Below are 13,234 nucleotides of genomic sequence, written 5' to 3'. Positions count from 1 at the left end.
AACTTCCTGCGCTTATGTTGCACGGAAGGAGCAGGTAGCACAGAAGGTATTGCAGTTTTCTGAGCATGCACATATACTCCCTGCATAGAGCAACAGCTTCTATGCAGTTTTAGTTGACCCCGATTAATCTTCTCGCCCGCCAAAGTGATGAGATTATCGGGGTTTTCGTTTTTCAGGCTCTGGTGAATCCACCGTCGAACCTTTTCCCTGCCACCTTACGGCGTGGCCCGCCAAAATTTCTTAATTCTGGACAGCAATTTAGCACCGATTCATTTTGCGCTCAAGAACGTTAACCCATAACATTGTTTACTTCTGTGGGATACCTGCATCGGCAATAAGCCGACTGATCATTTCTGCCTGAGAAACGCCTTCAGCCTCACACAAGTTCTGTAAACGCTCTTTCAGAACAGTTGGAACGTAAACTTTGATTTCTTTATGGGTTTCTTTTCGGCGCTCCATTAGTGCTTGTTGTCGTTCAGACACAGATAATGGATTACCTTTTCTGTAAGCACGTTTCGATGAGGAAGTTGCTGCATTTACGGCTTGCGACATCTCTGCCTCCTCAAAGATCAAAAAAGGATCGTCCCGCAGAGAATACTACAGAATCGGTAAATCAGCGACTTAACTTTTATCGAAAAGGTGATCTGCGTTGGCGCACGGATCACCCCTGTCAGTGAGAGGCTACTTGTACGCCGTTATTAGTAGGTCGATTGCCAGTCTGTCCCCATTTCCCAGCGGGACTGCCAGTGAGACAGATACTGACTGGCGATGGCGGGCATAAAACGCATCACCACCACGTTCTCCGAATTTTTACTCGCTCCCGCCCGGCTGAAGTTATAGCTTCCTGACTCAACTGTATGATTATCAACAATTAAAATCTTATCATGCTGGATAGGGAAACGGTCGTTTGTCCTCAGCGGAATACCGGCATTCACAATCAGATTCATTGCCGCCATGCTGGCTCTGTTACGGTTGCCTTTCTCGTCGATAACGATTTTTATATCCACGCCCCGCTGATGTGCGGCAATAAGCGCTTTCATCACGTCCGGATCGGTGAAGGAATAGGCCATCATCCGGATACTCTGCTGTGCGGAACCGATGGTGTTCAGCACCAGAAGGCGACCGGTCCCTTCAGGAGAAAACCCCACCTGAATATCCGGAGCCGTCGATATCCCCGCGACGGCGGGGAAGGGCAGTGAAGAAAGCAGGGGAAGGCAAAGAAAGCTGGCCCTGACCAGTTTCCCGTAAGAAAATAACATCATATTGATTCCTTTGGATTTTTAACAGAAACGCCGGGGGCGGGTAAAACTTGCTTTTACCCGTTTCCGGCGTTGACCAACTGAGCGTAGCGAAGGCGGTAGCCCTGCTCCCGACCGGGGAGGCAATATGCTATCCTTCCGCGCGACGAAAAAAATGGAGTGGTACTGATTGACTGTCTTTTATCAGAAACGCACAACTGAAGAACTGGCGCATCTGGCATGGTGCCTGCTGGTTGCAGTAAAGCTGTCGCAGAAGCAGGGCAAAATTCGCACAGATTTGCAGATACACATGTTCATCATGCAGTGGCTGACAACAGCCCAGAAACGCAAGCTGTTCCCCCGCCTGGTCGCACAGGACATCCTCTGGCTTATTAATGAGGGAAAACGCTATGGTTTCAGTGCAAAGCTGCACCGCAAGCTGGAGTACATCTGGCGTGCCAGTTCGGGTGAACTACTGAAGCAGAGCGTGTTATTCCGCTTTACTTTTTTTATCGAAACGCTGAAAACAATGGGCTGGCGGGACTTTCTGCTGTCACCCCAGGAATGGCACAGTTATCACCGGGAGTCAGTAACGGCCAATGCCGTCTATACCCCAAAAGCAAAACTCCATCCCGCATTCAGTGACGGCGGCGAACTTATTAAACCGCTTGAGATCCGCTTCACCGGCGATATTTCAGGCGTATTTCCGTTACTTGAGCAATGCCATCTTCGCGCAGAACAGCGACCTGATGAGGAAGGTTTTTCCGTTATCATGCTGCTGCCGGAAAAGGCATAGCAACCGGTGTCAGTCCTCGAAAGATTTTTCTTTCACAATGTCCCGCTCGATCTGCTTCAGATGAAGCGACTGATCGGGCTGACTCTCTGCTTCCGGCTCTTTCCCCGGCGATTTATCACTCAGCGCCGCCGCAATATCCCGCCCGGAAAGCTGATATTTCTCCTCTTTTAGTTTCCCGGCCAGCAGCCCGGTATGAATATCATCCTCCGGCTCGCTGATGGCGGCGAGTACATCTTCGACGCGAATATCCTTCTCACCTTTACCTTGTTTTTCCAGGGCTTCGCGGGCAAGCCGTTCAGCCTCCTGTTCAGCGTTCTCCTTCGGCTCCGGAATGAAGGGAAGGGGGTCTTCCGTTTTCTCGGCCACGTTGCGGGCCAACTGTGCGGTCAGGTTGTCATCGATTACCTGATCAGCGCCGGTGATACGGCTGATATTGAGTGGTAAACCGTCCCCCTCCATCCTGACGATCACGCCGCTGTCGGGATGCTGTTGCGCAAGCTGCAAACCTTCAGGCAGGCTCTCCGCTATGCGGTTTTCCCCGTTCCGGCTCTGCTGAATCCCCGCAAACCTCGCATCACTGCTGCCAATGACCCTGAAATCACCGCGTAAGGACACGCCGTTACGCTCATCTGCTTTTATCGTCAGGATCACCACGCCTGAACGGTTGCCGCTGCTGTCCCAAAGCGCGAACGCCAGCCCCGGTTCAGGATGCCGCCTGACGCCAGGCACAAACAGGCCCTGAGAGTCGCCGTCAGCCAGTCCGTAGTTTTTCAGCAGCGCCCGGCCAGCGGCAACATCGGCAAGGGGAGAAGCCCAGGATAAGATGCCCTCAGCCGTCTTGCCTGCCCGATCCTCGCCCGCCATGAGATAATCATGGGCGGTACGATCCCCCTTGTTTTTACTGAGTTCAGCCAGCCATCCGGCTCTGTCATCGGTGTAAACCTGCACATGCTCTTTCGTACGGGACAACGTAACGTAACCACTTTCCTTTGTTGCCATTCGTTTTCGCCCTCCTTCAGTCCCTTCAAGCGTAATGACAAAGCGGGCACTGGCTCCCTGTGCACCGTAGGCCGTGACGGCATACCCCAGGTCGGTATGCCTGTCTGCCGGGTCATTCAGGTCAAGGCGGCGGCTAAGCTGACCATCCTGGCTGCGAAGCGTCATGCTCTGTCCGTCGATCTGCTCCACGTTCCAGAAGCTGTTTCCGGTATAACCGCGCTCGGCATCAGAACGGGTAAACCGCATTCTGTCGCCCTCACTGACGCTGATAACCCTGGCCTGATAAATCTGCGCATCCTCGGTACTGTTCTCGAACGGTGACAGGATTTTCTCCCGCCCGTCATGCCCGGTAAGCGTCACCAGTCCGCTTTTCCGGTCAGTGCTGCCGACCGTCCAGTATTCCCGGTTAATCAGGGCAACTTTTCCCGTCAGAGCGGCCCATCCCGTCAGGCTCCGAAGCTCATTGTGACGGACGCGAACCGGGTCAAGAATGGTAATTTCATGCTCGTTTCTGGTTACTCCCGCTCCGTTCAGATTATCATGAATCAGGCTGTTTATTTTCTGCCTGTCTGCATTGAGATGCGCCACCGTCAGCGTATTGTCACGAGCCTCAGATGTCCGCCCCGCAAAGTCAGCCGCTATCGCCTCCGTCACGCTGGCGGGCATCCCGGCTTCACGTAGCGCCTTCGCCTGTTCTTTATCCGGGCTTACCTGCTCAACAGATGAAGCTGGCATAAATGCCCCGGCTTCCCTCGGCACCACATCCGGCGATACGCCTTCAGCCTTCTCCAGTGCGAGTGCATGTTGTCCTTCAATCATGGCATACACCACTTCCCGAAGTTCCGGCGTCTGGCGCACAATCTCCTTCATAATGGCGGTATCCACGGCGCTGCGCTGCTGCATCAGCCGGAACGGCTGCCCCGGCTCGATGGCCCGTAACTGAGCATCATCCCCACTGGTAACAGCTCGCCCGCTGCCGGTAGTGATGGCCTAGTAAGCCTCACTCATCGCCCGGTTGCCAATCATTGACGCCTCATCAATCAGGAACAGGGTATTGCTGTAGTCCGGTTTCTCACCATTCATCCGGGCCTGTCTGTCCTCCCAGATAAAGGATTCCAGCGTCTGCGCCCGGACGCCCACGCTTTTCATTTCCTCAACGGCACGGTGCGTGGGTGCCAGCCCCACTACCTCCGGTCGCTGGTTGTCCGGCAACGTCTCCATAGCGTCCAGCATGGCTTTAAACTGCGTGGTTTTACCCACACCGGCATAGCCCTGCACCGCCGTAAAGCGGTCGGCGCTTTCCAGAACCATGCGCGTGGCGGCCTGCTGCCCTGCCGTCAGTCCCGTAAGATACTGTTCAGGCACCGACGCCATCAGCGGCGTGACGCTGCCTTTCCCTTCAGCGATATGGCGCAGAATGGCCTTCTCAGTTTCAAAGGTGGATTTCGGCAGCATCAGCCCGGCTTCCAGCCGGATAAGCTCGCCGTCCTTTACCTGTCGGTTAATCTCAGACCGGATAGCCGGAATGCCGACCGCTGAATTAATACTGAGCGCAGCACTGAGCAGTTCCGGGTCCAGGAACGCTGTTTTTTTATGCTGCACCTGACTGAGAGCCAGATACACGACCTGAGCAGCCGGGGTTCGTGGCAGATCTCTTGCGGCATCAAGTGCGGCATCAACCCCTTTTGCGCCTGTGGCCGCTTCCACCTGGGCGCTTATCACCCGGACGGCAGGACTGCGGGCAAGTTTTGCCTCGCCCCGTTCGGCATCCATTGCGGTAAATATCCGGATATCACTGCCGCTGCGGGTCAGGGTATTAAGCACATCATCGCGCATCTCACGCCCGCTGAGTGCGGCCAGCACTTTTCCTTCAGGCGCTATCGATTTACCCAGGGATTCAACATAGTTATGTTCAACCTTCAGGGGCTGGGAGATATCTGCCCGGATAACCTTTCCGTTTTTCTCCAGCGCAACAACGCCATCACCGGCGCTGACTACGCTGATCACATCCTGTGCCTTCAGCCTGCCTTTCGCTTCCCTCCCCGTAACCCGTAGCTGATCGCCGGGAGCCACCTCCAGCGTCCGGGATTTGAAAAGGCTCCATGAGGCGTCAATCTGGCTGATTTTTTGATGCTGCTGTTCACCGGCATCATTCACCAGGCGAATCACGCTGGTTTCAGCACCGACACGATCAATACGCCAGCGCTCCATGTTCTTTTTGTCAGCATTCCAGCGCTCCATCACCATACCTTCGCGGTAGGTATCGCGGCTTTTCCGGTTCTTACCGTCGAGCCAGACAGGAGACAATGTTTCAATTTGGATATCATCGCCGGTGATACGCCCCTGCTCACGTAGCGCATCACGAATATACCCCGTCAGTACCTGTTGCTCACGCTCACCGGCAACCTGCGCAACGACGCTTTGCCCGGCTGTAATATCGCGGGCATACTCTGCGGCAAGATGGCTGTAGCGTACCTTTTTATCCGCTTCAGACGTAAGCTGTGCCACTGGCACGGGCGCGTCATTAAAACGATAGTGGGCAGCACCTTCTTCCTGAAGCACCGAAAGGACGCTGCCTGTCCCCTGCCGTTTACCGCTGTCCATCAGCAGGATCTGCGCACCGCTTTCCCGCGCTTTTTCCATCAGGAAGACGCTGTCCTTCAGCCCCAGCGTTTCAGCCTCCGGGACAATCACGGTGGTATGGGCGGTCAATGGCAGGTCAGTCTTCAGTACGCCACGCCCGGCAACCCGACCTGACAGGGTTTCACTCTCTCCCAGAAAGACTTCGCTTTTCCGGTCGGCAGCCAGCACTATAACCTGACGCCCCTGCGACACCGCCAGCCCGGCCAGTTGTTCAGCCCGCCCACGCTGGACGGCTGCACCGCCGCGCCCATATATCACCGCAAGCGGATCGCGATTCTCTGCCAGTTCAGCACAGACCCCGGAAACGGCGGCAAGCGGCCCGTTCAGCAGGGCTTCGCCGGAGACAATGGCGCGGCCGGAATCCATATGCTCCCGCGCAAACTGGCGAACCGTCAGTTCATCGAGCACATGAATATCAGACGTGAAAATGCCCTTATCCTTATCCAGGGCAATAAGACGGCCCTGCTCAATAGCGGTATCGATTCCCGTTCTGGCCCGCTGCACCATATCCTTTTCCGCTGGCAGCAGTGACACAACGGCGGTCAGGACTTCGCTGTAGGCAAACTGCGCTTTTTTATCACTGAGAGACGACAGAGCCTGCGTGATGGCCTCTTTCAGTGCAGGTTCAGCCGTGAGTGTCGCGCTGGCCCGAGAACCCGCTTCCGCTTCGCCGCGTTCTGCTGCCTGCGACCGGCTGCGTTCACGGGCTGCCTGGATCGTCTTATCCGGATCAAAGTCGTAGTCCGACAGCACCTTATCCCACTGTTCACGTCTCGCTTCCCCCTCGACGAACGCCTTGTTTTTACGGGTATCCAGCGCCGCAACCGAGCGGGAAAGCGGGCTGGCATCCCGCCCTACGGCATCATCAATCTGCGCGGTTCGCTGAGAAAATGCACGGATCACATCCGGTGGAACTTCAGCAAATTCATACATGCCATGCGGTCCGCTTCTGACCGGCGTGTAACCACAGTCTTCCACCATCGGGCGCAAATACTCGCGGTAAAACTGCCCGTAAGCGAGTTTCAGATCGTAAACCTGCTCCCGGATGCCACTGCGCTGGCGGGTATCACTCCCCAGTGCATGCCACTTACCATCATCAGCTTTGGTGACATTGAACAGCAGGCCGTGCGAGTGGAGGTGCATTTCACCTTCACGGTTCGTATCATGCGTATAGACAGCGGCAACCATGTTGCCGGTCGTCACCGTAGTGGTGACACTGTCACGGGTAAGGCGGGTATTGACGCTTTTCTCCACTTCCAGCATCGCCAGCCTGACCGCCTCATTATGCGCATCAATCAACCGGGTATCCCCGCCCAGCAGGGCGAGGATGGAAAGACTTTTTGGCGCCCCAAAGGTCAGATCCATGCCCGGACGGTTTGTTTCATTACCCGCTATCTGACGTGAAATCACCGTACCATCAGGCAGATGTCCCCGGAGCATTTCATCAAAGACTTCCGGAACGACTTTACCCTCCAGTCCCAGCATGGCCGCACCTTTCCCCATCCAGTGACCATCGGCATTTTCCAGTGTCTCAAAGTTGGCTTCACCGCCGTAATATCTGGCGTCGCCATGAATCGGTTCAACTGAAAGCATCACAACTCCATATCAATTTCATGCGATGGGTGGTGGTTGATATTCACTTCCTCACGGCGGACCTCATCACGGGTGCCATGCTGCATCTCCTGTTGCCAGGCTTCATACGCTTCCATATCGACAACCTCACCGTCAGTGCTGACGCCATGAGGTATTTCGTTCTCACGGCCACCACCACGGGCAGGTTTGTCCGTAGCAGCTGGCTTGTCGCCTGACGGGCCTGTCGAAGATGAATCCGGCCCGGAGCCTTCGGTTTCGGTCGGTACAGACGACACACCTGCGGAGTTGCCTGCCGGTGCCGGATCGGTTTTCACCTGAGTGTCGGAAGGAATGAACAACTTTCTCGCTGCCAGCCGTTCGCTGCTTTCCTGCTGGCTGATCTCCTTCTCAATTTCAGGGTCGAGAGAGGTTTTCACGTCACGTTCAAGGAGTCCTTCCGCGACTTTAGGCAGGGGCTGGTATTTCAGGGTGAGACGAACAACGGGATATTTACCAGGAAGCGTGACGAAGCACTGAAGGTCTTCCAGCCCCTGAACATCTGAATAGCTGACTATCGATACCCGTTCTTCGTCTTTGCCGTAGCTGATACCGTCGCGCACCTCATCCGTACCAAAGCTGGTCTGTTCAGAGAAACGCTTGCGGACGGTCTGACCGATATCTTCTTCAACAAATTTCGCAATGGCCGCGCTGGGGGAACGGAAAAAATATTTGGTATTCAGCAGGTCATAGATAGCCGCCGCAAATTTAGGCCCGTAGGTTTCCTCCAGTTGCGCATAGGACTGGAACCCCAGCACAAAGCAGCCACCATATTTACGGGCTTCCGCAATGATGTAAGGCAAATTAGGCAGCTTATGCAGCGAGGTCAGTTCGTCATAAAAAAACCAGACGCGCCGGTAACGGTTCTCATGCAGTGACAGAAGGTTGCCGGACGCAATGCCCAGCCACATAGAGATCAGCGGCTTCAGCGATTCATGGTGACGCTGATTGGAGGTGATAAACAGCCAGCCGCTGCGCTTTTTATCGCTGTTGCCCTGCATCCATTCACGGATGGTGAACGGCTTTTTACCCTCGCGGTCGATACCCTGCAAATAGCGTAGCGACTTCACATAGTTGGTGAGAACGCTGCGAATCGAAATGGCCGTTTTCTCAATGCTGCCATCAACCAGCATGGAAGCTGGCGTTCCGGCCAGAAAGTCACGCAGTTTATCAAGTTTGATCGCCAGCAGTGTGCGCAGGAAGCTGTTATACGTCCGCTTCTTATCACCGCGCATCTGCTCGGCACCTTCAGCAAAAATCGTCCTGGCTGACGCCTGCCAGAATGGATCGCCGCTGTTCCCCATCGGGATAAGCGTTTCCGTGACAGCCTCCAGGTCGGGTAGCGTCTGACATTCCGCCCACATATCCCAGTTAGCGCAGCGCCTGTCCATCGGGTTAAGAATGATATCGATGGATTCGTCAAAGAATTCCTCTACAAAGGTATTCCCTTTGTCATAAATAATGACCGGGACACCGGCTTCACGTAGCCGAAGCAATTTCTTACGCATCAGCGTCGATTTGCCTGTCCCCACCGTTCCGTGCATGGCGAAGTTCTGTATTTCAGAATTTTTGACTATTGGCAGGCCATCAATCACGATATGTGAAGCCGTTCCCCGCCTGCGCATAAGACTCGCCACAACTTTGGGGTTATCTTCAAGAATACGGCCACCGGTCACTTCATCTTCGCTGGCTTTTTTCCCCACTCGCCCGATATACCAGAACACTCCCATAACCACAGTAAAAGTAATTATCGATGCGAATAATCCTGACAGGATAATTTCATTTCTCAGAGTGATGCCACACCAGACCGTATATTTGTCGGTGAGAATTTTATCGTAAGTATAATAAAGAATATTTCCGTAATATCTTACGGGGTAAACGGGCGGCTTTCTGATAATTGAACCAAACGGGATTAATGTATGACTCCACCAGTAAACCAGACCATTAAGGAATGTCTGGGTATTTAATCGCAGATAAAGGATGAACCCCAGCAAAGCCAGCCATCCAATAAAAACATAGTAGAACAGAACATTATTAACTTGCAGGAACATCCGGAAACGCATAAACGTGACCTGACCGCCCTGCGTAATATCACGGCCTTTGAAACTCATTTTTTTCTCCGGTAAGAGGACTTAACCTGTTATTTTTTGCGAGCGATTAACGCGGACGTAGAGGTTATAAATAAGGTTGGCGTAATGTTCCCGCTTACCGGCATTCTTATCGGAGAAACCAGCGTTGTATGAACCCAGACAGTGCCAGTTAACACCACACGTCCGTAAATGCCTGGCGAGTATCCATGCACCGATTTGCACATTCAGACACGGGTCATTCAGTAAGTCCTGCGGGGAGCGGATAACCCCCATTCTGACCAGTTCAGGAATATGCCTGCTGTTGATTTGCATCAGCCCATAGTCTTTGCCTAGTCGCGGGCCGTTATCATTGGTGATTCGCGGATTGAGGCTACTTTCCTGCATGGCAATCGCTTCAAGTAGCATCGGGTCAAGGTGGTAGCGTTCTCCAGCCTGCACGAAACAGAACGCGCTGGCATTCATTGAGCACAGGCAGACCGCCACCAGTATCAGTGATTTAATGAGTCGCATAGATTTATTCCACAGGAAAAAGCGCAGTCAGGAAGACTGCGCTTATCAGGGTTTTAATTACAAATAATGATTCAGTTTGAGCACTGGAGCATTAATATTTCAGTATCGGCTGTCGTCGAATCGAGCCTGTAATTTAAATTGTGTATCTGCCTGTTTTTGATATCTTCATTTCGATAACGGAGACAGGTAATTATGGACGAAAAAAGACTCAAAGCCCTTGCGGCTGAACTGGCTAAGGGGCTGAAAACCGAAGCCGATCTCAACCAGTTTTCCCGCATGCTGACGAAGCTTACAGTTGAAACTGCGCTCAATGCTGAGCTGACTGACCACATCGGACACGAAAAGAACGCACCCAAAACAGGCTCAAATACCCGCAATGGTTATTCGTCAAAAACGTTGTTGTGCGACGATGGTGAGATTGAAATCAGTACACCACGTGATCGTGAAAGCACCTTCGAACCTCAGCTTATTAAGAAAAATCAGACACGTATTACGCAGATGGACAGTCAGATCCTGTCGTTGTATGCAAAAGGCATGACCACCCGGGAGATTGTCGCCACCTTCAAAGAAATGTACGATGCGGACGTCTCACCCACGCTGATATCGAAAGTCACTGATGCGGTGAAAGAGCAGGTATCTGAGTGGCAAAACCGTCCGCTGGATGCTCTGTATCCCATTGTTTATCTTGACTGTATTGTCGTAAAAGTTCGCCACAGTGGCACTGTAATTAACAAAGCCGTATTCCTTGCTCTGGGTATTAACACCGAAGGCCAGAAAGAATTACTGGGCATGTGGCTCGCAGAAAATGAAGGTGCGAAGTTCTGGCTCAGCGTGCTGACTGAGCTGAAGAATCGAGGTCTCCAGGATATCCTGATTGCCTGCGTGGATGGCCTTAAGGGCTTTCCGGATGCGATAAACAGCGTGTACCCGCAGACGCATATCCAGTTGTGCATTATTCACATGGTACGCAACAGCCTGAAATACGTGTCATGGAAGGACTATAAAGCCGTTACTGGCGGTCTGAAAGCGGTTTATCAGGCTCCGACAGAAGCAGCAGCGCTGATGGCCCTGGATAAGTTCGCTGATGTCTGGGACGACAAATATCCGCAAATCAGCAAAAGCTGGCGTGCACACTGGGAAAATCTCAATACGTTCTTTGGTTATCCACCAGATATACGTAAGGCTATCTACACCACGAATGCCATCGAGTCGCTGAACAGCGTTATCCGGGCAGCGATAAAGAAACGCAAAGTGTTCCCGACAGATGACTCAGTGCGCAAGGTGATATATCTGGCAATCCAGTCGGCCTCGAAAAAATGGAGTATGCCGATCCAGAACTGGCGGCTGGCAATGAGTCGCTTTATTATCGAGTTTGGTGACCGCCTGAGCGATCACCTTTAATACGGTGGCAGATACACAGAATTATTTACAGGGTCCCATTAAAGGTGGGGCATTTTCCAATATGCATTCCATTACTTTAAAACTAATCAACTATATTGAATAAGAAATATATGGATTTATTACCCCAGTAAACTACCCCTCATTATCACATCAATCGTCACTAAAAATTTTAGTTAACTGACTGTCTATTTTATCTCTTATTTGAACTTTTACATTTTCATAATTGAATGAATCTATATTCTTAACCTCGTCTAAGTTACCAATCATCTGAAGTAGCGTTGTTGAAGCGTAAGAAGCTTTGAGTATGTTTTCCAGTAACACTTTATTAAACATCAGCGGATCAGGTAAATCATTATTTTCTTGTATGCTATCTATTTCTCCTTCTTGCTCTTTCTTTTGCTGAAATTCATAAACTCGTAACCCTATGTCCAGTAGCATTGCAGCAACTGAGGAAACGTTAGCTTCGGTTCTGTCAGCACCATCTTCCTTTTTTGCATCCACGATAGACTGTATTCTTTTATAATTATTCTGAGTTATGTAAACCTGCGCTCTTGGCATTTCGACCACCTTATCCATAGTTGAGTTAGAGTCTGATTTTATTTTATACAGCATTTAGGTAAGTAGAATCAGACTCTGATAGGAGTCTATCCAGAACTTAATTAGAGTTCAATAGGACTATCACAATATAAAATCAGACTCCGACTAGACTCTAAGATAGTGAGATAATCCATAACATCCTGATTTATATATAATAGTTTTAACAGACTCTATAGGGGACTCCTAAGGGACTATTAAAAGACTCTAATGCGAGTCTTATTTTATAGAAAATTCGCAAACAAAACAGACAAGCAACATACTAACTCATTGTTTATTAAGTAACTTGCAGGATTTTCAAATCCTGCGTCAGGTGTGGTGATTACTGGAAAAGAAGCAGGCTAGATCTATTATCGGGCACAATCCGGTTCATTACCTGCCTAGAAATTGCGTTTCTGACATTTGACGGGGGGAATTAATTTTAGGGGAAGGAACAAAGAAAAAGCGGGGAATGTCCCCGCTTTATTTAAATATCATAACCTTTTAAGTAATCCAGCCACCAACGTAGCTCATCCCATTCAGTGGCCTTTAATGCCGGTATCTTTACTTCCCATCCCTTTACAAGGGAATCAGCAATAGCTATTATCTTCTGCATTGACATTTGAACGCCCTCTATATGTTTATATGTCATAGGTATCAGGCTGTTCCAGCAACCTGATACCTCTACAATCAAATCTTTTTTTCCTCCCCAGTTAATGCTGATATTATTTCATTTTTAGCCTTCTCCTGTTCTGCCGGACAATAAGCAAAATCAAACCAGTTTTTCACATTACTGATAACCTGCTCGTTATTGCACCCACAACATTCAAACCAGAATTTCACATTCCGTTTCAGGGAAGCCACTGCGCTAAATTCTCTTTCCATTGTTCTTACGTTCTCTCCGATAGATGGAGGGGTATCCCCCTCCATTTAGTTTCAATAATAAGAAGTAAAGCGGTGTTTTTTTCCTGGTGCTGTTTTATAAGCAGTTTCAAAATCTTCAATTTTAATCGCTAACTCATCGCCACAATCTTTAATCTGGCGTTTAAAATACTCACCTGTAAAATCATTTAAAACAGGTGTCTTAAAGCCGACCATTGAATCTGTATATTCTGAATTAGCGCGGATTTCACGAACAGTGACAGTTTTCTTTCCATGTACAGAAAGAACCTGGTAGAAGGTAACATTGGTTTGCTCATAGCTGTAGCGGCTCGCAATCGAAATCCCTCCGACTCGCAATCAGCGCATATTTCGGCTCACATTAACTGCAAATGAAAAAAGCCTCCGGCTCACATTAAGTGATAATGGGCTCGCATTTATCCTGCCCGGCTCGCAATCCATTCCACCGGGCTCAC

10 protein-coding genes and 1 pseudogene are annotated in these 13,234 nt (G+C 51.0%); 2 read left to right on the top strand and 9 right to left on the bottom strand.

Annotation, left to right across the window (positions count from 1 at the left end):
• Positions 1-306 precede the first annotated feature (306 nt).
• Both repA and LU633_RS25655 read right to left on the bottom strand, forming a co-directional pair.
• A complete protein-coding gene (gene repA / locus LU633_RS25660) occupies positions 307-552 on the bottom strand; it encodes a replication regulatory protein RepA (RefSeq protein WP_016193193.1) in 246 nt (81 codons plus the stop codon).
• A 146-nt stretch (positions 553-698) separates the two neighbouring features.
• Positions 699-1,262, bottom strand: coding sequence for a phospholipase D family nuclease (locus tag LU633_RS25655; protein ID WP_040465936.1), 564 nt, complete (start codon positions 1,260-1,262; stop codon positions 699-701).
• Between the two features lie 166 nt (positions 1,263-1,428).
• Between LU633_RS25655 and LU633_RS25650 the strand changes: the two genes are divergently transcribed.
• Positions 1,429-2,034: a DUF2913 family protein gene (locus LU633_RS25650; RefSeq protein WP_016193191.1), complete on the top strand. Its 606-nt coding sequence runs from the start codon at positions 1,429-1,431 to the stop codon at positions 2,032-2,034.
• Positions 2,035-2,043: 9 nt separating this feature from the next.
• Here the strand turns inward: LU633_RS25650 and traI are convergent.
• The 3 genes and pseudogenes from traI to LU633_RS25630 form a co-directional block, all read right to left on the bottom strand.
• Positions 2,044-7,269 (bottom strand): annotated as a pseudogene (gene traI, locus LU633_RS26410) (conjugative transfer relaxase/helicase TraI).
• The gene (gene traD, locus LU633_RS25635; RefSeq protein WP_016193184.1) at positions 7,269-9,416 is read right to left on the bottom strand and encodes a type IV conjugative transfer system coupling protein TraD; all 2,148 of its coding nucleotides are present in this window, start codon (positions 9,414-9,416) and stop codon (positions 7,269-7,271) included. Before traD ends, traI begins: the two are co-directional and overlap by 1 nt.
• Positions 9,417-9,437: 21 nt before the next feature.
• On the bottom strand, positions 9,438-9,905 hold the full coding sequence (locus LU633_RS25630; RefSeq protein WP_016193183.1) for a lytic transglycosylase domain-containing protein: 468 nt from the start codon (positions 9,903-9,905) through the stop codon (positions 9,438-9,440).
• A gap of 192 nt (positions 9,906-10,097) precedes the next feature.
• Here LU633_RS25630 and LU633_RS25625 point away from each other — a divergent pair, with 192 nt between their 5' ends.
• Positions 10,098-11,306, top strand: a complete 1,209-nt coding sequence (locus LU633_RS25625; protein ID WP_046371917.1) for an IS256 family transposase — start codon at positions 10,098-10,100, stop codon at positions 11,304-11,306.
• A 150-nt stretch (positions 11,307-11,456) separates the two neighbouring features.
• On the opposite strand, the gene LU633_RS25620 is transcribed toward LU633_RS25625, so the two are convergent.
• From LU633_RS25620 to LU633_RS25605, 4 genes are all read right to left on the bottom strand, one after another.
• On the bottom strand, positions 11,457-11,864 hold the full coding sequence (locus LU633_RS25620) for a relaxosome protein TraM (protein ID WP_016193182.1): 408 nt from the start codon (positions 11,862-11,864) through the stop codon (positions 11,457-11,459).
• Between the two features lie 502 nt (positions 11,865-12,366).
• On the bottom strand, positions 12,367-12,573 hold the full coding sequence (locus LU633_RS25615) for a hypothetical protein (RefSeq protein WP_016193181.1): 207 nt from the start codon (positions 12,571-12,573) through the stop codon (positions 12,367-12,369).
• On the bottom strand, positions 12,570-12,809 hold the full coding sequence (locus LU633_RS25610; RefSeq protein WP_407647054.1) for a hypothetical protein: 240 nt from the start codon (positions 12,807-12,809) through the stop codon (positions 12,570-12,572). Before LU633_RS25610 ends, LU633_RS25615 begins: the two co-directional genes overlap by 4 nt.
• A gap of 6 nt (positions 12,810-12,815) precedes the next feature.
• Entirely contained in the window at positions 12,816-13,118 is a 303-nt protein-coding gene (locus LU633_RS25605; RefSeq protein WP_016193179.1) for a hypothetical protein, read from the bottom strand.
• Positions 13,119-13,234: the final 116 nt, after the last annotated feature.

It is taken from the genome of Erwinia tracheiphila, assembly GCF_021365465.1.
GTDB classification, from domain to species: domain Bacteria; phylum Pseudomonadota; class Gammaproteobacteria; order Enterobacterales; family Enterobacteriaceae; genus Erwinia; species Erwinia tracheiphila.
This window is presented reverse-complemented; position numbering and strand designations above follow the sequence as displayed.